General features: G+C 52.7%; 19 protein-coding genes and 2 pseudogenes. 12 read left to right on the top strand and 9 right to left on the bottom strand.

Going from position 1 to position 22,188, the window contains the following annotated elements; genetic code table 11:
- Positions 1–16 precede the first annotated feature (16 nt).
- Positions 17–229 (bottom strand): annotated as a pseudogene (locus AC3RPL_RS20125) (recombinase family protein); the annotation flags it as partial.
- Positions 230–498: 269 nt separating this feature from the next.
- Positions 499–1,839 (bottom strand): aspartate aminotransferase family protein, encoded by a 1,341-nt coding sequence (locus AC3RPL_RS20130; protein WP_490741323.1) that lies wholly within the window; start codon positions 1,837–1,839, stop codon positions 499–501.
- A 177-nt stretch (positions 1,840–2,016) separates the two neighbouring features.
- Between AC3RPL_RS20130 and AC3RPL_RS20135 the strand changes: the two genes are divergently transcribed.
- On the top strand, positions 2,017–2,793 hold the full coding sequence (locus AC3RPL_RS20135) for a DeoR/GlpR family DNA-binding transcription regulator (protein ID WP_261641913.1): 777 nt from the start codon (positions 2,017–2,019) through the stop codon (positions 2,791–2,793).
- Between the two features lie 8 nt (positions 2,794–2,801).
- Here the strand turns inward: AC3RPL_RS20135 and fdhD are convergent, their stop codons facing one another.
- Positions 2,802–3,623, bottom strand: a complete 822-nt coding sequence (gene fdhD / locus AC3RPL_RS20140; RefSeq protein WP_490741324.1) for a formate dehydrogenase accessory sulfurtransferase FdhD — start codon at positions 3,621–3,623, stop codon at positions 2,802–2,804.
- A 321-nt stretch (positions 3,624–3,944) separates the two neighbouring features.
- Here fdhD and fdhE point away from each other — a divergent pair.
- The 8 genes and pseudogenes from fdhE to ghrB all read left to right on the top strand — a co-directional run bounded on the left by fdhE (position 3,945) and on the right by ghrB (position 11,521).
- Positions 3,945–4,870 (top strand): annotated as a pseudogene (gene fdhE, locus AC3RPL_RS20145) (formate dehydrogenase accessory protein FdhE).
- A 47-nt stretch (positions 4,871–4,917) separates the two neighbouring features.
- Complete coding sequence (locus AC3RPL_RS20150; protein WP_490741325.1) at positions 4,918–5,529, top strand: glutathione S-transferase; 612 nt, start codon at positions 4,918–4,920, stop codon at positions 5,527–5,529.
- Positions 5,530–5,577: 48 nt separating this feature from the next.
- Positions 5,578–6,141, top strand: coding sequence for a DNA-3-methyladenine glycosylase I (locus AC3RPL_RS20155; protein WP_490741326.1), 564 nt, complete (start codon positions 5,578–5,580; stop codon positions 6,139–6,141).
- A gap of 142 nt (positions 6,142–6,283) precedes the next feature.
- Positions 6,284–7,312: a LacI family DNA-binding transcriptional regulator gene (locus AC3RPL_RS20160; RefSeq protein WP_490741327.1), complete on the top strand. Its 1,029-nt coding sequence runs from the start codon at positions 6,284–6,286 to the stop codon at positions 7,310–7,312.
- Positions 7,313–7,459: 147 nt separating this feature from the next.
- Positions 7,460–8,209, top strand: a complete 750-nt coding sequence (locus AC3RPL_RS20165; protein ID WP_490741328.1) for a sugar phosphate isomerase/epimerase family protein — start codon at positions 7,460–7,462, stop codon at positions 8,207–8,209.
- 3 nt (positions 8,210–8,212) lie between these two features.
- A complete protein-coding gene (locus AC3RPL_RS20170) occupies positions 8,213–9,166 on the top strand; it encodes a sugar kinase (protein ID WP_490741329.1) in 954 nt (317 codons plus the stop codon).
- 56 nt (positions 9,167–9,222) lie between these two features.
- Entirely contained in the window at positions 9,223–10,506 is a 1,284-nt protein-coding gene (locus tag AC3RPL_RS20175; RefSeq protein WP_490741330.1) for an MFS transporter, read from the top strand.
- 40 nt (positions 10,507–10,546) lie between these two features.
- Complete coding sequence (ghrB, locus tag AC3RPL_RS20180) at positions 10,547–11,521, top strand: glyoxylate/hydroxypyruvate reductase GhrB (protein ID WP_490741331.1); 975 nt, start codon at positions 10,547–10,549, stop codon at positions 11,519–11,521.
- A gap of 145 nt (positions 11,522–11,666) precedes the next feature.
- Here the strand turns inward: ghrB and kduD are convergent, their stop codons facing one another.
- The gene (kduD, locus tag AC3RPL_RS20185) at positions 11,667–12,428 is read right to left on the bottom strand and encodes a 2-dehydro-3-deoxy-D-gluconate 5-dehydrogenase KduD (protein WP_490741332.1); all 762 of its coding nucleotides are present in this window, start codon (positions 12,426–12,428) and stop codon (positions 11,667–11,669) included.
- A 349-nt stretch (positions 12,429–12,777) separates the two neighbouring features.
- Here kduD and AC3RPL_RS20190 point away from each other — a divergent pair, with 349 nt between their 5' ends.
- Positions 12,778–14,028 carry a valine--pyruvate transaminase gene (locus tag AC3RPL_RS20190; RefSeq protein WP_490741333.1) on the top strand — a complete coding sequence of 417 codons (1,251 nt, stop codon included), beginning with the start codon at positions 12,778–12,780 and terminating at the stop codon, positions 14,026–14,028.
- Between the two features lie 102 nt (positions 14,029–14,130).
- On the opposite strand, the gene ibpA is transcribed toward AC3RPL_RS20190, so the two are convergent.
- Entirely contained in the window at positions 14,131–14,547 is a 417-nt protein-coding gene (ibpA, locus tag AC3RPL_RS20195) for a small heat shock chaperone IbpA (protein WP_261641927.1), read from the bottom strand.
- Positions 14,548–14,847: 300 nt separating this feature from the next.
- Between ibpA and AC3RPL_RS20200 the strand changes: the two genes are divergently transcribed.
- Positions 14,848–15,219, top strand: coding sequence for a YceK/YidQ family lipoprotein (locus tag AC3RPL_RS20200; protein WP_379888629.1), 372 nt, complete (start codon positions 14,848–14,850; stop codon positions 15,217–15,219).
- On the opposite strand, the gene AC3RPL_RS20205 is transcribed toward AC3RPL_RS20200, so the two are convergent.
- Positions 15,216–16,487 (bottom strand): YidR family protein, encoded by a 1,272-nt coding sequence (locus AC3RPL_RS20205; RefSeq protein ID WP_490741334.1) that lies wholly within the window; start codon positions 16,485–16,487, stop codon positions 15,216–15,218. The genes AC3RPL_RS20200 and AC3RPL_RS20205 overlap by 4 nt on opposite strands.
- A gap of 114 nt (positions 16,488–16,601) precedes the next feature.
- Complete coding sequence (gene yidA, locus AC3RPL_RS20210; protein ID WP_490741335.1) at positions 16,602–17,411, bottom strand: sugar-phosphatase; 810 nt, start codon at positions 17,409–17,411, stop codon at positions 16,602–16,604.
- 323 nt (positions 17,412–17,734) lie between these two features.
- Between yidA and AC3RPL_RS20215 the strand changes: the two genes are divergently transcribed.
- Complete coding sequence (locus AC3RPL_RS20215; RefSeq protein WP_490741336.1) at positions 17,735–18,325, top strand: response regulator transcription factor; 591 nt, start codon at positions 17,735–17,737, stop codon at positions 18,323–18,325.
- Positions 18,326–18,610: 285 nt separating this feature from the next.
- Here the strand turns inward: AC3RPL_RS20215 and gyrB are convergent, their stop codons facing one another.
- Both gyrB and recF read right to left on the bottom strand, forming a co-directional pair.
- Positions 18,611–21,016 carry a DNA topoisomerase (ATP-hydrolyzing) subunit B gene (gene gyrB, locus AC3RPL_RS20220; protein ID WP_490741337.1) on the bottom strand — a complete coding sequence of 802 codons (2,406 nt, stop codon included), beginning with the start codon at positions 21,014–21,016 and terminating at the stop codon, positions 18,611–18,613.
- Between the two features lie 18 nt (positions 21,017–21,034).
- Positions 21,035–22,120 carry a DNA replication/repair protein RecF gene (recF, locus tag AC3RPL_RS20225; RefSeq protein WP_261641932.1) on the bottom strand — a complete coding sequence of 362 codons (1,086 nt, stop codon included), beginning with the start codon at positions 22,118–22,120 and terminating at the stop codon, positions 21,035–21,037.
- Between the last annotated feature and the right edge of the window lie 68 nt (positions 22,121–22,188).

A 22,188-nucleotide genomic window follows, 5' to 3' on the forward strand; every position in this document is an offset into this window, starting at 1 on the left:
GAGTTGCGAAGGTCTGTATCGGATCAGCCTGCGAGGAATCTTTATCTGACAGCGCTTGCCATGAAATGGGAACATCCAGGCTGACAATCCGCAGTTCATGTTGTTCTATCTGCTTTTTCAGCGTCATCCAGACACTGTTGCTGAGACGGGTCAGCCGGTCTGTCTGCTCGACCAGTAAAAAATCATTGCAGTGACTGTCCATCAGTAAGCGGCACAGCTCCGGGCGGTCTGAACAAAGGAGAAGCCCGCAATGCTCTTGCCAGAACCGTCTTCATGCATCGTCTGGACGAAACCAACAAAAAACTGGCTGAAGGGAAATATCGTCCTTTGCGCAGTTGATGTCAGTCAGTACAAAAAACAACCTCAACTTAGAATATTTTCCGTTTCCCAAACGGAGCCCAACATGAGTGGCGGATAATGCAGTAAGCGCCTGCCGCAACAGGCGATGAAAAGGGCTGAAAAATTTCAGCCCTGCGGTGAGTTAGCCGACGAGGGTAGTTATTTCACCAGCGCCGCCAGCGATTTGTCCAGCGCACCCACCAGCCAGTCGATATCACTCTCCTGAAACGCCAACGGCGGCCGCAGCTTCAGTACGTTGCCATATGGACCAGCCACCGAAGTCAGCACATGGTTTTCACGCAGTTTTTCGGTGAGATCCAGCGCCAGCGCCTTGTCCGGCGTCTTACTCGCCTTATCGGTGACCAGCTCAAAGCCGATGAACAGCCCCGCACCACGCACATCGCCCACACATTCATACTTCTCTTTCAGCGTTAACAGCTCAGTCAGCAGCTTTTCACCGACTACCCGGCTGTGTTCCTGTAGACCTTCCTCCTTGATCACCTTCAGAACCGCCTGCGCGGCGGCCATCGCCACCGGGTTGCCACCAAAAGTGTTGAAATAGGGGATATCATCGCTGAATGCCGCCAGCACATCGCTTTTCGCCAGCAAAGCGGAAACCGGGATACCGTTCCCCATCGGTTTGCCGGTGGTGACGATGTCCGGCACCACGCCGTGGCGGGCAAAGCCCCAGAACGCCTCGCCGGTACGGGCAAAGCCAGGCTGCACCTCATCGGCAATAAAGATCCCGCCGTTTTTGTGCACCACATCAACGGCCTTTTTCAGGAAGCCTTTTGGCCCCGGCAGTACGCCATCAGAGGAGAAAATCGAGTCGGCCAGGAAACCAGCAAACTTAATGCCGTGTGCTGCCATATCATCGATCTGCTTCTGAATTTCGCCCGCAAACCAGTCACCGAGGTCCGGCGTGTTTACGCGATAATGATCGGGAGGCGACACCAGCCGGGTGGTGGCGGCTAATGGCTGTCCGCTGCCCAGAGCGGGGGATACGCCGGAGGTGAGATCGCTGGTGCCGTGATAGGCTTCCTGGCTGACAATAATCCCCGTGCCGCCGCTCCAGGCGCGCGCCACGCGAATCGCCAGATCATTGGCTTCCGAACCGGTACACATATACATCGCCCGGTCAATTTCCGACGGCATGGTAGCCAGCAGCGATTCTGAGTAATCCAGGATGCGCTGGTGCAGATAGCGGGTATGGGTATTTAACTGCTGCATCTGCTGATAAACCGCATCGATAACCGCCGGATGGCAGTGCCCGATACTGGCCACGTTGTTATAAACATCCAGATACTTATTACCGGCCGCGTCCCACAGATATTGCCCTTCACCACGCACCAGATGGACCGGCTTACGGTAAAAAAGACGGTAAGATTCGCCCAGCACTTTGCCGCGCTTGTCGGTCATTTTACGAACATCAGCATCCAGGCCATCGGCGTGCTCTGCGCGAAAGCTGTTGGTGTCCATAATGGTCGAACGTGTAGCCATAATCACTCCCGTTACGATTTGAATCACTGTGAGCGTTCAGGCCCGGTGGCCTGGTCTGCCTCCATCATGGCAAACTCTGGCAGAAATGCAACAAAATACACAAACGCAATAAAATACACATGCAGTTCGCCGCAATCTCAGTTAGGCTGTCTTCATCCGTCTGGTTAAGGAAAAAATATGCTTCAGGAAACGCGACTCCACCGAATTCGTGCGCTGCTGGCCACGCTCAACCATGTCAGCACCGAACGAATTATCAGAGAGCTGGGGATCTCCCGCGAAACGGCCAGAAGAGACATTATCGAACTGGAAGCACTGGGTGTTGCCAGACGGGTGCATGGCGGGTTGATTGCCATGGATGCAGAGCCGGAACCTCCGCTGACCGTGCGCAGCGAAGTGCGTGCCAGGGAAAAACGCGCCATTGCCCGCGCCGCCGCGCAGCAGCTGAAGCCGGGGCAGACGCTGTTTCTTGACGCCGGTAGCACCACGACCATGCTGGCAGAGGAGCTACGGACCATGTCAGGCCTGACCATTATCACCAACAGCCTGAATGCGGCGTTGAAACTTAGCGCCGCCGAAGAACATGAATCGCTGAACAACAGTGTTATTTTGCTGGGCGGCGCAATGCTGGCAGGCGCAAAAGAAACCCGCGGTGAACTGACGGTAGGCGAAATTTATCGCTACCGCGCCGATGTGGCGATGATGTCTCCGGTCGGCATCGACAGTAAAAACGGTGCCAGCAGCTTTCAGCCCCATGAGGCGGCCATTGCCCGCGCGATGACCCGCCAGGCCAGCCAGTTAATTCTTCTGGCCGATCACAGTAAGCTGGGGCTGACCAGCAGACTGAATTACGCCGATATTGGCGAGGTGACCACGCTGGTAACCGACAGCGGTGCCGCCTCACTGCCTGCTTTTACCGCGCTGAAAAAGGTGCTGCCGGTGATTGTGGCAAGCTGAGCAGCAACTCAGGTTGCCAGCAGCCGTTGTGGATGAGTGTAAACCGTAGCACGGCCTGGTTTGCTGAAACCGACCAGCGTCAGGTTGCTGCGCTCGGCCACCTCCACCGCCAGGCGGGTGGCGGCAGAAACAGCAAACAGGATCTCCACCCCGCAGAGAGCCGATTTTTGAACCATCTCGTAGCTGGCCCGGCTGGAAACCAGCACGGCTCCCAGCTGCCAGCCCGGCTGCCGACTACGTTTTCCCAGCAGTTTGTCCAGCGCAACGTGACGGCCGACATCCTCACAGCCATCCGCCAGCGTGCCGTCGGGCATTATCCAGGCCGCCGCATGAGTGCAGCCGGTCAGCTGTCCTACCGGCTGGTAGCTTTTCAGCTGTGCCAGCGCCTTGTCCAGCTGGCTGAGTGCAAAGGTCTGACTGAACGGCAGCGGTGTGATGGGTTTACCAATCTCCTGCAACTGCTCCACGCCGCACACGCCGCAGCCAGTGCGCCCGGCCATCGCCCGGCGCTGCGCTTTCAACGCCATAAAGCGTCGGCTCGACAACTCTATCTGCACTTCGATTCCCCCGCAGGCAGGGTGAATATCAATACCGTAGATCTCGTCAGCAGAAGCGATAATTCCTTCGGAAAGAGAAAAACCGATGGCAAATGCTTCCAGGTCTTTCGGCGTCGCCATCATCACCACATGGGAGATGCCGTTGTATACCAGCGCCACCGGGACTTCATCGGCCAGCCAGTCCTCTCTGGCAGACTGGAGCGCATCACGGCTCCAGACCTTCGCCTGACTCAGCCCAGTAATTGCGATGCTGCCTTGCTGATTTTTATCCATTTTCCCTCCTGAACCCGTACCTGTGACGTCAGAGGATGCAGTATTGCGCCGGGCCTCCTGTCTTTGCTGCAATTCTGGACCTGTGGATGTCGCCCGGCAAAAAAATTTCTGACCGCGCGCTGAACAAAGCGGTATGCGGACAAAAATCGTGTGGAAATGAGGCAAAACGAGGAAGTGACGCCGCGAAAACGCTATAATTTCCGGCTGCCGCCTTAAACGTAGTGCTGGCAGACAGGGGCTCTGGCTATCCCGGAGGTCCGCAGGGCACTGATTTTGTGCCATTCACTCACGGCAACTGCCATAACAGGAAAACGATCCCTGATGACTCATCGCATTATCCCGCAGCAACAGCTGGAAGAAGGCGACCAGGATACGACCGGGAGGGTTCCGCCTCTCCTTTTTCCACGACTGAAAAACATGTACTCCCGCCGCGCCGCACGTTTGCGTCAGCTGGCGGAGAAAAATCCACTGGGCGACTATCTGCGCTTTGCCGCCGTCATCGCGACTGCTCAGGAAATTGTGCTGTATGACCATCCCTTACTGATGGATATGCATACACGACGCCTGGCAGTCGATCTGCCCAATAAACCGCCGCTGGATATACACACCCTGCCACGCGACAGGCACTGGCAGCGCCTGCTGCATTCGCTGATTGCCGAACTGAAACCGGAGATGACCGGGCAGGCTCTTGCCGTGCTTGAGAACCTGGAGAAGGCCTCTGCTCAGGAGCTGGAAGCGATGGCCTCGGCACTGCTCACTCGTGAGTTTGGCTCAATCAGCAGCGATAAGTCACCGTTTGTCTGGGCTGCGCTGTCGCTGTACTGGGCGCAGATGGCCGCACTGATCCCGGATAAAACCCGCATCGTTTGCGGCGAACAACGCCAGTTTTGTCCGGTGTGCACAAGCGTGCGGTGGCCGGAGTGATCCATATGGACCCGCAAAACGAGGGCGTGCGTTACCTGCATTGCAACCTGTGCGAGAGCGAATGGCACCTTGCCGACGCCCGATGCAGCAACTGCGAACAGACCGGTGATTTACACAGCTGGTCGCTGGACAACCATAACTCAGCGGTCAGGGCTGAAAGCTGCGGCGATTGTGGCACCTATATGAAAATGCTCTGCCAGCAGAAAGATCCAGCGGTGGAGCCGGTGGCTGATGACCTCGCCTCGCTGATTCTCGACGCCCGTATGGAGCAGGAAGGATTTTCACGTAGCAGTCTGAATCCTTTCCTTTTTCCGGGTGAATAACTATTTCGCCCCCTTATAACCGGGCGGCCTGACAGGAGTGTGACACCTTGAAACTTATCGGCAGCACTATCAGTCCTTTTGTACGAAAAATTGCCGTCATCCTGCTGGAAAAAGGTATCACGTATGAGCTTATTAACGCGTCTCCGTGGACCGATGAAAGCCAGGTGCCCGATTATAATCCGCTGGGGAAAATTCCTGCGCTGGTGATCGGGCCAGAGGAGATCTGGTATGACTCCCCTGTCATTGCCTCTTACCTCGAACAGCTGAACAGCGCGCCTGCTCTGCTTCCGGCCGACAAAATGGCGGCGCTCAAAGTATTGCAATTGCAGGCGCTGGCCGATGGTGTGGGTGATGCAGCAGTACTGCTGCTGCGTGAACAAATGCGCCCGGCAGAGAAGCAGCTGGAGAGCCAGTTACTGCGTCAGCGGGAGAAGATTCTGCGTGGGCTGGACGCGCTGGAGAAAGAAGCGAGCAAAGGTCTGGTTATCAACGGTGCTGAAATCAATCTGGCCGATATCGCCACCGCCTGCGTAATTGGTTATCTTAATTTTCGTCATATTGCCCCCGACTGGCATGTTGCCCGTCCGCAGCTGGTTAAGCTGGTGGAAAAAATGTTTGAACGTGACAGCTTTGCCCGCACGGCTCCTGCTGTGGCATAAGACCGGAGTTGCTGGCTGACCCATCATTCCCCTTAAAGGAGTTTTTCTGTGCAACGTTGCGGCTGGGTTTCTCCGGACCCTGTTTATCTTGCCTATCACGATGAAGAGTGGGGCGTGGTAGAAAGAGACGCCCGTAAGCTGTTCGAAATGATCTGTCTCGAAGGGCAGATGGCCGGGCTTTCATGGCTTACCGTGCTGAAAAAAACGCAAAATTACCGGCAGGCCTTTCACCATTTCGACCCACAGGCGGTGGCGGCAATGGATGAGAACGATGTGGCGCGGCTGATGCAAGACATCGGCCTTATCCGACATCGGGGCAAAATTTGTGCAATTATCGCCAACGCCCGCGCGCTGTTAAAAATGGAAGCCTCAGGGGAGGCGTTCGATAGTTTTATCTGGCAGTTTGTTAACGATAAACCACTGGTCCAGCGCTATACCGATCACCGCAGCGCCCCCACTTTCAGCCCTGAATCTGATGCGCTGTCAAAAGCGCTGAAAAAGCGGGGTTTCAAATTCGTTGGCACCACCACCTGCTATTCGTTTATGCAGGCCTGCGGTCTGATCAGCGATCACAGCACCCAGTGCTTTTGTCATCCCGATAATCTGAAATAAACCTTTACCCCGCCGATCTGGGCGGGACTGGCTCAGTGCTTTATGATGGCCCATCCGCACTCCGTTATCACGGACGCTGTCTGGTACTGAAATCGACCCGCTGGTCAGCCATCAGTACCCTGTTATTTGCTCAAGGATTGTCATGAACCGCAAGGCACCACGCGCCACTATCAGCGACGTTGCTAAAGCAGCCAAAACCGGTAAAACCAGCATTTCCCGTTATCTCAACGGCGAACAACATCTCCTTTCTGCCGATCTTAAACAGCGAATTGAAGAGGCGATTGCCGGACTCAACTATCGCCCAAGCCAGATGGCACGTGGACTGAAGCGTGGGCGCACCCGATTAATCGGCCTGATTATTGCCGACATCACCAATCCCTACTCGGTGGAGATGATGAGCGGGATCGAATCAGCCTGCCGTGCCCAGGGCTTTACTCTGCTGATGTGCAACACCAACAATGAAGTGGATAAAGAGCAACACTATCTGAACCTGTTAAGCAGCTATCAGGTGGAAGGCATTGTGGTGAATGCGGTCAGCATGCATGAAGAGGCGTTGAAATACCTTCAGCAATCTATGCTGCCAATGGTGTTAATTGACCGCAAAATTCCAAAATTTGACTGCGATATGGTCGGCCTGAACAACCAGGAAGCGGCCACTCTGGCGACGGAGCATCTGATTGAAGAAAAATTCCAGTCTCTGCTGTTTATTACCGAGCCGCTCGGTACGGTTAACACCCGCAATGACCGCCTTCAGGCGTTTCAGACCACGATGGCAAAATACCCTGAGCGTCATGCAGAGCAGGCCGAAGTGCCATTGCATGACAGCAACAGACTGGATCAGATTTTACAGGACTTTTATCAACGCCATGGTGAGGGTCGCTGTGCCGTGATGGTGGTAAATGGTGCTTTAACATTACAGGTCGCCCTCGCGATGAAACGTATCGGGCTGAGCTGGGGTCGCCAGATTGGCCTGTTGGGTTTCGACGAGCTGGAGTGGGCAGAGCTGGCCGGCATCGGTATCACCACACTGAAACAGCCGACCTGGCAAATTGGCTACGCCGCCCTTGAGCAGGTTATTCGCCGTATTGAGGGTGATACCACCCCGCCACGACAGCAGGTTTACTCCGGTGAACTGATTATTCGTGGCTCTACCCGACTCTCTGGTGCCTGATTTCTTCGGCGTCATGCGACGCCATATTCTTTCTGCCCTCCGCTTAACTTCGTGAGCAAGATCATAAAACAGCGCCCTGATTCTTTTTAATGGAACCGGTTCCAGATAGCCTTTTCATAACAAGATAAGCCACATTCGGGGAAATCAATGACAGCTCAAGTGATTGTGGTGACCTCCGCCTATGGCGCGGAGCGGATTCAACAGATGGGCGGGCAGCAGGCGGTGCTACCGGTTATTGCTGCCGCAGGCGCAGACGGGGTGGAGATCCGACGGGAACTGCTCAGTGATGCTGAACTTGAGCGTTTACCCGCACTGGCCAGCGCCATCTCCGCTGCCGGTCTGCACGCAATCTATTCTGTACCCGAGGCGCTGTTCACTCATTCCGGACAACTCAACCCTGAGCTGGATCGGCATCTGGCTGAAGCACAGCAATTGCAGGCCAGAGCCATAAAATACTCTCTGGGGCATTTTCGTCGTGGTGTCGGCAACACATCGCTGCGCGAAAAACTGGCGGCCTGTTCACTCACCCTGCTGGTGGAAAACGATCAGACCGACTGCGGCAGGCTGAGTGCGCTGGATAACTATTTTCATCACCAGGACGATACCTTGCCGCGCGGCAACATGGTTTTCGATACCGGCAACTGGCTGTGGGTGGGTGACTCTCCGCTGCTGGCCGCTGAACGGCTGGGAGGCTTTGTCAGCTATATTCATGTCAAAGCAGCGATGTCTGGTGATAAAGGCTGGTGTGCCATACCGCTCGATGAGGCCAGTGACCTGTGGAGGCAAACTCTGAAGCAGCTTCCCGCCGGAGTACCTCGCGGCATTGAATTTCCCCTGTCGGGAGGCGATTTAATCGCCGTTACCCGGCATTACGTTGACCTGTTACGTCAGGAGTAACGCATGAACCTTGATAAAAACAACATGCTGGACGTGGTCACCCTCGGTGAAGCGATGGCGATGTTTATTGCCGCTGAAAGCGGCGACCTGGCGACAGTGGAACACTTTACCCGGCGCATCGCCGGGGCAGAACTCAACGTGGCTGTCGGTCTGGCACGGCTTGGACTGAAAGTCGGTTGGGTGAGTCGCGTGGGCAGTGATGCATTTGGACGATTCATCCGCCAGCAGCTGGAAAAAGAAGGTATCGATGGCCGTCGGGTCACCATCGATCCACGCTACCCGAGCGGGTTTCAACTGAAATCAAAGGTGGAGGATGGCTCTGATCCCTTAGTGGAATATTTTCGCAACGGCTCTGCCGCCAGCCATCTTTCGCCAGACGACTTTAACCGGGATTACTTCAGCGCCGCCCGTCATCTGCATCTGAGCGGCGTGGCCGCATCGCTTTCTGCCAGTTCACTGGCCCTGTCAAAACATGCGGCGCGGGAAATGAAACAGATGGGTAAAACCCTCTCTTTCGATCCCAATCTGCGCCCCGTGCTGTGGTCGGATAAACAGGAGATGGTCAGAGAGCTCAACGCGCTGGCCGCCTGCGCCGACTGGGTTCTGCCAGGCATCAGCGAAGGCAAAGTGTTAACCGGCCATACGGAGCCTGAAGCCATCGCCGATTTTTATCTTGAAATGGGCGTCAGGGCGGTGATTATCAAAACCGGCAGTGACGGTGCCTGGTACAAAACCTCGCAGGGAGAAAAAGGGCAGGTGGCGGCGATCAAAACCGATAATGTGGTGGATACCGTTGGCGCAGGCGATGGCTTTGCCGTAGGCATTATCAGTGCGTTGCTGGAAGGAAAATCGTTGCCGCAGGCGATTAAGCGCGGTAACCGCATCGGTTCGCTGGCCATTCAGGTCAGTGGCGACAGTGAAGGGCTACCGACTCGCGCCACTCTGGGGGATTTCTGACCACCAGAATTCGCTGCCGGATAAGACGTATCACCTTATAAAATGAGGATAATGCTATGAATAAGCAGGTAATCGCCCCCAGACGCTGGTGGTATATCATGCCGATCGTCTTTATCACCTACAGCCTGGCGTATCTGGACAGAGCCAATTACAGCTTTGCTTCTGCCGCCGGAATTAACGACGACCTGGCGATCGGTAAAGGGATGTCGTCACTGCTGGGGGCGCTGTTTTTCCTCGGCTATTTTTTCTTCCAGATCCCTGGTGCTGTCTATGCCGAACGCCGCAGCGTGAAAAAACTGGTGTTCGTCTGCCTGCTGTTGTGGGGCATTCTCGCCTCTCTCACCGGCATGGTCAGCAATATCCCCATGCTGGCCATTATTCGCTTTATGCTTGGCGTGGTGAAAGCTGCCGTCATGCCTGCGATGCTGATTTATATCAGTAACTGGTTTACCCAATCTGAACGCTCCCGCGCCAATACCTTTCTGATCCTTGGCAATCCGGTTACCGTGCTGTGGATGTCGGTGGTTTCAGGCTATCTGATTAATGCCTTCGGCTGGCGGGAAATGTTTATCTTTGAAGGTATTCCTGCGGTGATCTGGGCGATTGCCTGGTGGTTTCTGGTACAGGATAAACCCGCTGAGGCACGCTGGCTGAGTAAGGAAGAGAAAGCCGCCTTGCAGCAACGGTTGCAGAAAGAGCAGGAAAACATCCGCGCCGTGCGAAACTATGGCGAAGCATTCCGCTCGCGCAATGTGATTATCCTGTGCATCCAGTATTTTTGCTGGAGCATTGGTGTCTATGGTTTTGTACTCTGGTTGCCCTCTATCCTGCGCAGCGGCGCGCAAATCGGGATGGTGGAAGCCGGCTGGCTGTCAGCGGTGCCCTATCTTGCCGCCACGATGGCGATGATTATCGTCTCGTGGGCCTCTGATAAGTTACAAAAACGTAAATTGTTTGTCTGGCCGTTGCTGCTGACTGGCGCTCTGGCCTTTTCCGCCTCATACCTTGTCGGTGCGGATCATTTCTGGTTGTCATTCTGTCTGTTGGTGGTGGCCGGTGCCGCCATGTATGCCCCTTACGGTCCGTTCTTTGCCATCATTCCGGAGATGTTGCCACGCAATGTTGCGGGCGGGGCAATGGCGCTGATTAACGCGATGGGCGCACTCGGCTCTTTCCTCGGATCCTGGGTGGTGGGTTATCTCAATGGTGCCACCGGCAACCCTCAGGCATCGTATATCTTTATGGCCGCCTCACTACTGATTTCGGTCTGGCTGACACTGATAGTAAAGCCCACGCCGGGCAACCAGGCACCGATCTCATCTGAGGTTGAACACGCTTAGCCCCTGTAACCAGGCGCTTAATCATGCAAGGGAGAAAAGAATGAAACCTTCTGTGGTGCTGTACAAGACCCTGCCGGAGGACCTGCGTTCACGGCTGGATGAGCATTTTAATGTCACCGAAATCAGCGGGCTGACCCCGGAAAATCTCCGTCAGTATGCCGAAGCTTTCCATCAGGCCGAGGGGTTACTGGGTTCAGGTGGCAAAATTGATGCGCAACTACTGGCAAAAATGCCCAGGCTACGTGCGGCCTCTTCCGTGTCAGTCGGGGTGGATAACTTTGACATTGCAGCACTCAACAAACGAGGCGTGCTGTTGATGCACACGCCGACCGTGCTGACAGAAACCGTTGCCGATACCATGATGGCGCTGGTTCTGGCCAGCGCGCGCCGCGTCGTTGAGGTGGCAGAGAGAGTGAAAGCAGGCAAATGGCAGCGCAGCATCGGCACGGACTGGTTCGGCATCGACGTGCATCATAAAAAGATGGGGATTCTGGGGATGGGGCGTATTGGCCTGGCCCTTGCGCAACGTGCTCACCTGGGCTTCAGTATGCCTGTCCTCTATAACGCTCGCAAACGTCACCAGCAAGCCGAAGAGCGCTTCAGCGCCCGCTGGTGCGACCTGGATACGTTACTGAAAGAGTCAGATTTTTTGTGTATCAGCCTGCCGCTGACCGACGAGACACATCATCTGATTGGGCGGGAGCAACTGGCAAAAATGAAGCCATCCGCCGTGCTGATCAACGCCGGTCGCGGCCCGGTGGTGGATGAAGCCGCGCTGATCGCCGCGCTGAAGGAAAATGAGTTATATGCAGCCGGGCTGGATGTGTTTGAGCAGGAGCCGTTACCATCATCTTCACCCCTGTTGACCATGCCCAACGTGGTGGCGCTGCCACATATCGGTTCCGCCACGCATGAAACCCGTTACGGTATGGCAAGAGATGCCGTCGATAATCTGATTGCCGCGCTCAACGGCAAAGTGGAGAAAAACTGCGTTAATCCGCAACTGCTGGCGTAACGCAAAAGGCTCTGTGGGTTACAGCGTGGGTGCGGCTGGCAGCGCTCTGCCTTGCTGGTCGTCTCAGATTTCACAAATTCATCGGCGTTACAGTGACTCTGCAATGACTCCAGGCCACTTTACGCGAAAGTGGCCTTTAATTGGCTTAACGTGCCAGCCAGCCACCATCAACAGCGATGGTATAACCATTAATATAATCTGAAGCGGAGGAAGCCAGGAATACTGCCGGTCCTTTCAGATCTTCTGGCAGCCCCCAGCGGGCGGCCGGAATGCGCTCAAGAATTTCCGCATTGCGTTTCTCATCTGCCCGCAGCATTTGAGTATTGTTGGTCGCCATATAGCCCGGCGCGATCGCATTGACATTAACCCCGTGCTTCGCCCATTCATTTGCCAGCAAACGGGTCACGCCCATCACTGCGCTTTTCGAGGCGGTATAGGAAGGTACGCGAATGCCACCCTGGTAAGAGAGCATGGAAGCAATATTAATAATTTTCCCGCCATGTCCCTGCTTAATAAACTGACGGGCAACCGCCTGAGACATAAAGAAGACGGATTTAATATTCAGATTCATCACGTCATCCCAGTCTTTTTCACTGAAGTTAATCGCATCTTCCCGACGGATAATGCCAGCGTTGTTAACCAGAATATCTATTCTGCCAAATTCAGCCAGTGCCTTAGTCAGCAAACCTTCGATACAGTCAATATTACCCAGATCGGCAGTCAGGCTGAGGAAACAGCGACCAAGAGCAGAAACTTTTTCAATGGTTTCTCGCGGCTCAACAATGTTGACGCCAACAATGTCGCAGCCCGCCTCCGCCAGTCCCAGCGCCATTCCCTGGCCCAGGCCGGTATCACAACCGGTAACCAGCGCCACTTTTCCGTGTAACTCAAATGCATTCAAAATCATTTTATTGACCTCTGTATCCCTGTTAAGGGCTGCGTCGTGCAACCCTGTTTTGGACGGCTACTATAACCAGGTCGGATCGGGCGTAACTGTGATCGATATCGAACAAATCTATTTTTGAATTATTGTTTTTATAAAAAAGAAACAATATTTCATTTTTATAAAATTAGTGCACTTATCTTTTTTGATTTTTTGTTAAATAAAAGCTCAGCAATATACATTTAGCTAACATATAAACGACGACACTTCTCTTTACGCATCTTCAGGGCGATAAAGTCGCTGTTGATTGCATCACGCCAGCACTGGCGTTAAGGTTAACACCCACTTGCAGATAACAAACGATTAACACGCTATGAGCTTTTCCGCCTTCGGTGATAAATTTACACGCCATTCAGGGATTACCCGTCTGATGGAAGATATGGGTGAAGGATTACGTACACCCGATGCAGTGATGCTGGGCGGTGGCAATCCCGCGCAAATCCCGGCTATCAATGACTATTTTCAGCAACTGCTTCAGGAGATGCACAATCAGGGCGCGTTAACCGAAGCGCTATGCAACTACGACGGACCGCGCGGAAAAACAACGCTGCTGGAGTCACTCTCCACGCTGTTGCGCGATGAGCTGGGCTGGCAGATTAGCCCGCAAAATATTGCGTTGACCAATGGCAGTCAGAGTGCATTTTTTTATCTGTTCAATCTGTATGCCGGACGCCGGGCCGACGGCAGCAAAAAGCGTGTGTTGTTTCCGCTGGCCCCGGAATATCTTGGCTATGCCGATGCCGGCCTGGATGAGGAGCTGTTTGTTTCTGTCCGGCCCAATATTGAGATGTTGCCAGAGGGTCAGTTTAAATATCACGTCGATTTCGAACATTTGCAGATTGCCGATGACACTGGCCTGATCTGCGTATCGCGCCCCACCAATCCCACCGGCAACGTCATTACTGATGATGAGCTGATCAAGCTGGATATGCTGGCTCAGCAGCATGAGGTGCCGCTGTTGATTGATAATGCCTACGGTGTGCCATTCCCTGGCATTATCTTCACGGAAGCTCGCCCACTGTGGAATCCGAATATCATCCTGTGTATGAGCCTGTCCAAACTCGGTCTGCCGGGCTCACGCTGCGGCATTATTATTGCGGATGAGAAAGTGATTTCCGCCATCAGTAATATGAACGGAATTATCAGCCTGGCACCCGGCAGTATTGGCCCGGCGATTGCTCATGCCATGATCCAGCGCGGCGATTTACTGCGGCTGTCAGAACAGGTGATCAAACCCTTTTATCAACAGCGGGTGAATCAGACCATTGCGATCATTCGCCGCTACCTGTCACCAGAACGCTGCCTTATTCACAAGCCCGAAGGGGCTATCTTTCTCTGGCTGTGGTTTAAAAATTTGCCGGTAACCACCGAAGTGCTGTATCAGCGCCTCAGGCAGCGCGGTGTCCTGATGGTGCCCGGACACTTCTTTTTTCCCGGTCTGGCACAACCCTGGCCGCACACGCATCAATGTATGCGCATGAATTATGTTCCGGAGACTGAAAAGATTGAACGTGGCATTGCGATTCTCGCAGAGGAGCTGGAGCGGGCACATCAGGAAGGATAATGCTGAGGGTAATTATTTCAGTCGTGTAATAACACAGAACCCTGCGCAACCAACGCAGGGTTCATTGTTCCAGCCATATCCGGTGTGACTGTTGGTTATCGTTTATTTAACGATTTCGATACGACGAGGCTTATTGGCTTCCGGAACAACGCGCTCAAGGTCAATATACAGCAGACCATTTTCAAGTCTGGCATCACGGACATTCACATGCTCAGCCAGTTGGAATTTACGCTCGAAGTTGCGTTCTGCGATGCCCTGGTACAGGTAGGTTTTTTCCTGTTGTTCTTCAGGGTGCGCACCGCGCACGGTCAACATATTGTCATGGGAAGTGATGTCCAGTTCACTCTGCGCGAACCCGGCCACGGCAATGGTTATCCGGTACTGATTTTCTGCCACCAGCTCCACGTTGTAGGGAGGGTAGCCGCCGTTGCTCTGGCCCTGACCAGATTCCAGTAAGTTAATCAGACGGTCAAAACCAATTGAAGAACGATATAGTGGGGCAAGATCAAAATTACGCATTTCACTACTCCTGATAATCAGCAAGATGGATTGTTAAGGCCCTCCACTCTGGACAGGCCGTCGGTCATCAAGCCGTACCCTGTCGGCGTACGATTTTGTGACCTGATAATAAAATGGTGACACACTGCGGGCTTTCAAGAGAGGTTAAGCAATTTTTTTAACCGATATGCCGTGAATGTCATACACTCAGGGAAAAATTCGTTGGTGCAGGCTGTGCGTCGCCACAAACTGAGTGAAGCCTGTCGTGCAGACAACGATAAAAATCAGGCCGGCAATACCGTGACTGGAGGGATGATGAATATGATAGCCATGAAAACGTATTACCTTGCTGGTTTGCTGGCCGGTGTGTCTCTTGCCGGCACCAGTGGTTGTTCCAGCTTTATGTCCCATTCCGGCCCGGATCAGGGATATTATTCGGGGACCAGGGCCAGCGCAAAAATCATTGCTGATAGCAACAGTGGCTGGGTAATGCGCCCGCTAGCTGCAATCGACCTGCCTTTTTCTGCCGTTATGGATACCCTGCTGCTGCCTTACGATTATTACCGCTCTGGCAGCGATAAGACGGTGGATTCACCTCATGAACGCGTCCTGCGAAGTGAACAGATGAATCACACCAATGAGAGCCTGTCGCAGGCTGCTCCGTATAAGATCCCCGCACCGCAGCAAAACTAGCCAGCCAGCACGTCCGCAATAAAAATTTGCCGGAAGTCGTTAACGCAACGCATATAAGCAACATATTTCCCATCCGGTGAACAGACTACCGCATCTGCCACCGGAGGCTCGCTGGTGCGTGCAGTCAGTCGCCGCATTTTGCCGCTGCCTGTTTCACACAGCATTACGCTGTTATCGTTGATTAACGCAACGGACTGACCATCCGGATGCCAGCTGAACGCAGACTGAATATCCGAGGTCACATGGCTTACCTGGCGGGGTTGCCCCCCCGTCGGCGCAATTGTCCACAACTGGACCACGCCTGTGTCATCCTTCATCAAAAAGGCAATTGACCGGCCATCCGGTGAACTGCGCAGCCAGTGCCGCGGCGCTGTTGCCAGGCCGGGGAAGGCGCGCTGATGCGTGAAGGTGAGCCTGCGCTGGCTGATTCCGGCAGGGGGGGCAGGCAATGAATACGCTGTGCCTTCAATGGGTTGGTTACCCTGCCGCGCATAATCGGCAAGGTCTTCTGGCAAATCGACGATAAACACTTCGGGCACTTTTTCACCAACAGGGCTGAGCGTGTCACCAATAAAGGCCAGCGCCCATCGCTGCCGCTGACCATTTTTTTTCAGATAACCTTCTTTGCCCACCCACCCCTCTTCATAAGCCCGGTTGATGTCATCACTGCCTGGCTGCGGGCAGCTAATGGTACGGCTGACCAGCACACAAAAATGGCTGCCATCATATTCACGCGGGTGGCTTTTGGCAGGACAAACCGATCGTAGCGGTACGGCTACCCCGACATTTCGCAGGTCATCTTTCGCTGCCAGCTCATGCATAACATGATCATTATAAGTAAAGCTGAGCCGATTTCCGTCAGGACTGAAGACGTGAACATGCGAGCCGCCACGCAGCGCGCCGGGGGTAAAAGGTGGGGTGATATCGCAGGCATCCATATTTTCTGCCAGACCATTCTGCACAATGACACCACGTCGGTGGTGAAAATCATATCTCCACTGCGCATCAGGATGTTCGGGGCCGTGGATAAAAACGTAGCGTGGCGGCAGATCCGGACTGGCAGTAATGACGCCAACATGCGCACCATCCCGCGCCTGATAAAGCACTTCGGTCTGACCGCTCAGGTTGACACGCTCAACGGTTGATCCCGTGAACGTCGCCGTGTCAGGCCGTACGTCATATACCAACCAGTGGCTGTCTGCTGTCCAGACATTGATATTAGTGAGTTGATGATTTCGGCAATCAAAAGTGAGCTGGCGTTCGGTCATAATACTTACCCCTGGCAATGTCTGCTGCCAAGGGTAATGCATTCAGCAAATTTCTTATACTGGCGAGGTGGTTTGCGTTAAAAAAGCCGCCACAACCGGGGGAAATGCGCGTTTTTACAAAACAAACTTCTCAATAGCATAAGCAACACCATCTTCCTGATTGGTTTTGGTGACAAACTGCGCAATCGCTTTAACTGAGGCAATACCATTGCCCATCGCCACACCGGTTCCGGCGAATTCCAGCATCGCCAGATCGTTCTCCTGATCGCCTATTGCCATCACCTCTTCACGCGACAGGCCCAGACGATCGGCCAGCGCTTTCACCCCTGCCCCTTTGTTAACCTGCTTATGCAGGATTTCAAGATAATAAGGTGAGCTTTTCATGATGGTGTAACGCTCGTGGGCTTCATGAGGTATACGGCTGATAGCCTCATCCAGCTTTTCTGGCTGGTCAATCATCATCACTTTTGGAAAGGTGGCGGACTTATCCATCTCTTCTACGGTGCGAAAACGTAACGGGATGCCGGTCAGGAAGGATTCATGCACGGTAAATTCGCTGATATCTTTATTAGCAGTAAATAACAGTGATTTGGTCAGCGCCTGAAAATGTACGCCCAGTTCGCGCGCCAGCTGCTCAAAATAACGATAATCGTCATAATTCAGAGTTACTTCGGCTACGCAATCCCCGGTAGCTGCCTGCTGGACCAGCGCACCGTTGTTAGTGATGCAATGCTGGCCGTCCTGCTGCAAGCCCAGTTCCATGAGGTAGCGCTGTACACCGATAAACGGACGTCCGGTCGCCAGCACAATAGCCACCCCTTTCTCACGTGCGCACCGGATCGCCTCTTTTACCGCAGGGGTCACTTCGTGTTGCGGGTTCAACAAAGTGCCATCCATATCAATCGCTATCAGTTTTATCGCCATAAAGTCCTCATCAATTCGGGGTACGCTTTATGCTAGCGCGATTTTGCTGACATTGACCAGCATGATGGTGAAAGAATGTAATTTATAATTGTGTTTTTGATATGTTAACAAAACAAATATTAATTAATTTACGGCACCAATAAAGCCAATCATTGTCAAAATACCACTAATAAAAAGTAGAATGACGCACTGACTCAGGCGTAAAGTAACAGCTCTGAATAAGAAAAAAACAGGCATGCCTGAAATTAATTATAATTTCACACATAAAAATTCGGGCAATGCTTACAATCAGTATGGTCAGTGGTCACCTTCACGGAGGGAATATGAATATTTTGATCGATAGCGAAGACATTTTCTTTATTAATGGCGTTATAAATTTAATTAATGAATCATGGTTCTCACTCAGGCCGGATAATCATCCGGTCTTCCTGATTGCGGATGAAAAACGCTCACTACTGGCACCAGATATCGTTATATCTGATATTAAAATTGTTAAGAATCCTGGCAGAAAGGTTACGATTTGCCATAAGAAGTTAAGCCGTCATGTGTTGCTTAAACTGGCCTCAAAGTGCAGTAAAAAAGAAGGCAGCATCTGTCATGAACATCATTTATACCTGGAAAAAAACCAGTCTGCTAAAGAGTTACAGCAACTCTTTCGAAATGGAAGCTCACCCATATTTTCATCACACGCTCCGGGAAAAAATCGTTGTGACAAGACATCCTGTATTACTTTGAGCAGGCAACAGACCATGGTGGTGCAATATATTCGTGATGGTTTGTCACTGACTGACATATCACGCCGCACCAGCCTGAGCGTGAAAACAATCAGCACCCATAAACGGGCAATAATGAGAAAGCTCGGGATGAAAAATAACAGTGAGTTTTATCAATACACTCTGTCTGGCTCTGTTTAAAGTTAGAAAAATCAATGATGAAAAAACCATTTATTAATACACCACAACAATCAACAAGATAATGCCATATACATTACTGTAACAACATATCTTTTTTGATGATGAGGTAATTAACTACTATTCGATAATATTAAATTATTTTCAGAGATGATTTTTATTGCTGTTTTTTAGGTTTTTTTGTTATTTTCCTGATGCTGATAATAAAATCTGACCCTCTCTGGTTGTCTGCTGAGACAAATAATCCGGAATCAACCGATCCCGGATTATTTCTGTGCAGAGCCAGTGTCAGATATCGATATTGGCCGCTTTCAGCGCGTTCTCTTCGATAAAGGCACGACGGGGTTCTACCGCATCCCCCATCAGGGTGGTGAACAACTGGTCAGCCGCGATGGCATCTTTTACCGTGACACGTAACATGCGTCGACTGTCCGGATCCATTGTTGTTTCCCATAGCTGCTCCGGGTTCATTTCGCCCAGACCTTTGTAGCGTTGTACCGACAGACCACGACGGGACTCTTTAACCAACCAGTCCACAGCCTGGCCAAAAGAGGCCACGGGCTGGCGGCGCTCACCACGTTCAATAAAGGCATCTTCTTCGATCAAACCGCGCAATTTCTCACCCAATGCGCAGATTTTTCGGTATTCACCACCCAGGACAAACTCACTGTCCAGTGCATAGTCAGTATCCACACCATGAGTACGAATGCGCACGATCGGTTCGAAAATGTTGAGCTCGCGATTTTCGCGCACGATACCAACATACGAGCTACCATGCTGCTCATTGTCGTTCAGCAGCGCGACCAGGCCGTTAACCCAATTCTGCACCGACGCCTCTGCTGAAACATCGCTCAGGGTGGCGTAATCGATTAGCGCGTACAGCAAAGCGACCGGATAACGGCGCTCCATACGCTTAATCATCTTGCGGGTGCTGTTGAATTCCGCGACCAGACTTTCCAGCGGCTCGCCGCCCAGCGCAGGCGCATCAGCATTGGTATGCAGGGTTGCGCCATCCAGTGCAATAGCGATTTGGTACTGATCCATCGCTTCATCGTCTTTGATGTACTGCTCCTGCTTGCCTTTTTTCACTTTGTAGAGCGGCGGCTGAGCGATAAATACGTGTCCACGCTCAATAATTTCTGGCATCTGGCGATAAAAGAACGTCAGCAACAGCGTACGAATGTGCGAACCATCGACGTCGGCATCGGTCATGATGATGATGCTGTGGTAACGCAGTTTATCCGGGTTGTACTCATCGCGGCCAATACCGCAACCCAATGCGGTGATTAAGGTCGCAACTTCCTGCGAGGCAAGCATTTTGTCAAAGCGCGCCTTCTCCACATTAAGGATTTTCCCTTTCAGCGGCAGAATAGCCTGATTTTTACGGTTACGACCCTGCTTGGCTGAACCACCCGCAGAATCTCCCTCCACCAGGTAAATTTCTGAAAGCGCCGGATCGCGCTCCTGACAATCAGCCAGCTTGCCAGGCAAACCCGCCAGATCCAACGCGCCTTTACGGCGGGTCATCTCACGCGCACGTCGGGCCGCTTCACGGGCACGCGCCGCATCAATAATTTTTCCGACCACGATTTTCGCATCGCCGGGGTTTTCCAACAGATATTCGCCCAGCAATTCATTCATCTGCTGCTCAACGGCAGATTTCACCTCAGAAGAGACCAGCTTGTCTTTAGTCTGAGAGGAGAACTTGGGATCCGGGACTTTTACTGATACCACGGCAATCAGGCCTTCGCGCGCATCATCCCCGGTAGCACTGACTTTGGCTTTTTTGCTGTAGCCTTCTTTATCCATGTAGGCATTCAGGGTTCGAGTCATTGCCGCACGAAAACCAGCCAGGTGGGTTCCGCCATCGCGCTGAGGAATGTTGTTAGTAAAGCAATAAATGTTTTCCTGGAAACCATCATTCCACTGCAACGCCACTTCCACACCAATGCCGTCTTTTTCAGTGGAGAAGTAGAAAACGTTAGGATGAATCGGGGTTTTATTACGATTGAGATATTCCACAAACGCCTTGATCCCACCTTCGTAATGGTAGTGATCTTTTTTATCGTCACGCTTGTCTTCCAGCTTGATGGAAACACCAGAATTGAGGAATGACAGCTCACGCAGACGTTTTGCTAAAATTTCATATTCGAAATCAGTAACATTGGTAAAAGTTTCATGGCTTGGCCAGAAGCGCACACGAGTTCCGGTCAGATCGGTTTCGCCAGTCACGCTCAGTGGTGCCTGTGGTACACCGTGTACGTAGATCTGCTGGTGTACTTTCCCTTCACGACGAATGGTCAGTTCCAGTTTTTCCGACAGGGCATTAACCACCGAAACACCCACGCCGTGCAAACCACCCGAAACCTTATACGAGTTGTCATCAAATTTACCGCCTGCGTGCAATACGGTCATAATGACTTCTGCCGCAGAGACACCCTCTTCTTCGTGGATGCCGGTCGGAATACCACGCCCATCATCCTGCACAGAAACGGAGTTATCTGCATGAATGGTAACAATAATATCTTTACAGTGACCGGCGAGTGCTTCGTCGATGGCATTATCCACGACCTCGAATACCATATGATGCAGACCGGTGCCGTCGTCCGTGTCACCGATATACATACCCGGGCGCTTGCGTACCGCATCCAGCCCTTTCAGAACTTTGATACTTGAGGAGTCATAATTCGACATCAACGTTTCTCGCTCGTTTTAATCTTCAGGTTGAACGGCTATTTTACCTTGTTCTACGTGGAACATCTTGCCCTTTTCGTCAGACATGTCGAACACGTGTCCGGCATCGATGGCGCTGACAAAAACCTGGGCATGAGTGGCTTTTAACCGTGAAGCCAGTAGTTGGCGACGTGTTTCATCCAGCTCAGAGGCAAAATCATCTATCAGATACAGGCAACGACGCCCGTTCTGTCGGGTAAGGAATTCACCCTGCGCCAGTCTCAGGGCGCACATCAGCAGCTTTAGCTGCCCGCGTGACAGTAAATCTTCCACCGGCGTACCATCGGCACGGATGCGAAAATCAGCCTTGTGCGGGCCACTCGCGGTATAGGTCAGCGCCCTGTCGCGCTCAAACTGACGCTCCAGCAGGTCGCAGTAATCGGTTTCTTTATCCCAGCCGCGCTGAAAAGAGAAATTTAATTCAAATTCCGGCAAAAACTGGGCACAGGTTTCGTTGATATCTGCCGTTATCGCTTCACTGTAGGCCGCACGCCAGCGACTCAGCTGTTCTGCCAGCGGAGCCAGTTCCAGATCCCAGGCACGAATTTGCTGATAACGTGAGACCTGCCGCAACGCGGCATTGCGTTGTTTCAGTAATCGACGGAGATTGCTCCAGGCATTAAAAAATCCGGGCTCATTGTGAAAACATCCCCAGTCAATATAAGCACGACGATATTTCGGCCCCCCATTCAGCAGGGTAAACCCTTCCGGTGTAATCAGTTGCATCGGCAACATCTGTGCCAGTTCAGCCACTTTATGTCCATCGCTACCGGCAATACGCACCTTGCTGTCACCGGCACGATTTTTAGTCAGTCCGACAGAAACCTCACGTTCAGCCCCTTCGATACGACCATGCAACACAAATGCATCCTGGTCGTGACGAATAATTCTGCCGGCCTGAATGCTGCGAAAAGCCCGGCCATGCCCCAGCGTGTAAATAGCCTCCAGCACGCTGGTCTTGCCACTGCCATTGGCCCCTACCAGGAAATTGAAACCCGGTGCCAGCACGAGATCCGCGTTTTCAATATTACGAAAGTCTTTAATAAGAAGGCGGGTCAGAGCCATAAAAGAAGTTATTCCGCGGAAAATGCCAAGATAAAATCAGTGTTTGTTTTCAACAGGCCAGGGCGTTA

The sequence above is a fragment of the Erwinia papayae genome, from assembly GCF_058241465.1.

Coding starts and splice junctions, on each gene's coding strand:
- AC3RPL_RS20130 (WP_490741323.1), bottom strand. CDS start 1,839: ATGGCTACACGTTCGACCATTATGGACACCAACAGCTTTCGCGCAGAG.
- AC3RPL_RS20135 (WP_261641913.1), top strand. CDS start 2,017: ATGCTTCAGGAAACGCGACTCCACCGAATTCGTGCGCTGCTGGCCACG.
- fdhD (WP_490741324.1), bottom strand. CDS start 3,623: ATGGATAAAAATCAGCAAGGCAGCATCGCAATTACTGGGCTGAGTCAG.
- AC3RPL_RS20160 (WP_490741327.1), top strand. CDS start 6,284: ATGAACCGCAAGGCACCACGCGCCACTATCAGCGACGTTGCTAAAGCA.
- AC3RPL_RS20165 (WP_490741328.1), top strand. CDS start 7,460: ATGACAGCTCAAGTGATTGTGGTGACCTCCGCCTATGGCGCGGAGCGG.
- AC3RPL_RS20170 (WP_490741329.1), top strand. CDS start 8,213: ATGAACCTTGATAAAAACAACATGCTGGACGTGGTCACCCTCGGTGAA.
- AC3RPL_RS20175 (WP_490741330.1), top strand. CDS start 9,223: ATGAATAAGCAGGTAATCGCCCCCAGACGCTGGTGGTATATCATGCCG.
- ghrB (WP_490741331.1), top strand. CDS start 10,547: ATGAAACCTTCTGTGGTGCTGTACAAGACCCTGCCGGAGGACCTGCGT.
- kduD (WP_490741332.1), bottom strand. CDS start 12,428: ATGATTTTGAATGCATTTGAGTTACACGGAAAAGTGGCGCTGGTTACC.
- AC3RPL_RS20190 (WP_490741333.1), top strand. CDS start 12,778: ATGAGCTTTTCCGCCTTCGGTGATAAATTTACACGCCATTCAGGGATT.
- ibpA (WP_261641927.1), bottom strand. CDS start 14,547: ATGCGTAATTTTGATCTTGCCCCACTATATCGTTCTTCAATTGGTTTT.
- AC3RPL_RS20200 (WP_379888629.1), top strand. CDS start 14,848: ATGATAGCCATGAAAACGTATTACCTTGCTGGTTTGCTGGCCGGTGTG.
- AC3RPL_RS20205 (WP_490741334.1), bottom strand. CDS start 16,487: ATGACCGAACGCCAGCTCACTTTTGATTGCCGAAATCATCAACTCACT.
- yidA (WP_490741335.1), bottom strand. CDS start 17,411: ATGGCGATAAAACTGATAGCGATTGATATGGATGGCACTTTGTTGAAC.
- AC3RPL_RS20215 (WP_490741336.1), top strand. CDS start 17,735: ATGAATATTTTGATCGATAGCGAAGACATTTTCTTTATTAATGGCGTT.
- gyrB (WP_490741337.1), bottom strand. CDS start 21,016: ATGTCGAATTATGACTCCTCAAGTATCAAAGTTCTGAAAGGGCTGGAT.
- recF (WP_261641932.1), bottom strand. CDS start 22,120: ATGGCTCTGACCCGCCTTCTTATTAAAGACTTTCGTAATATTGAAAAC.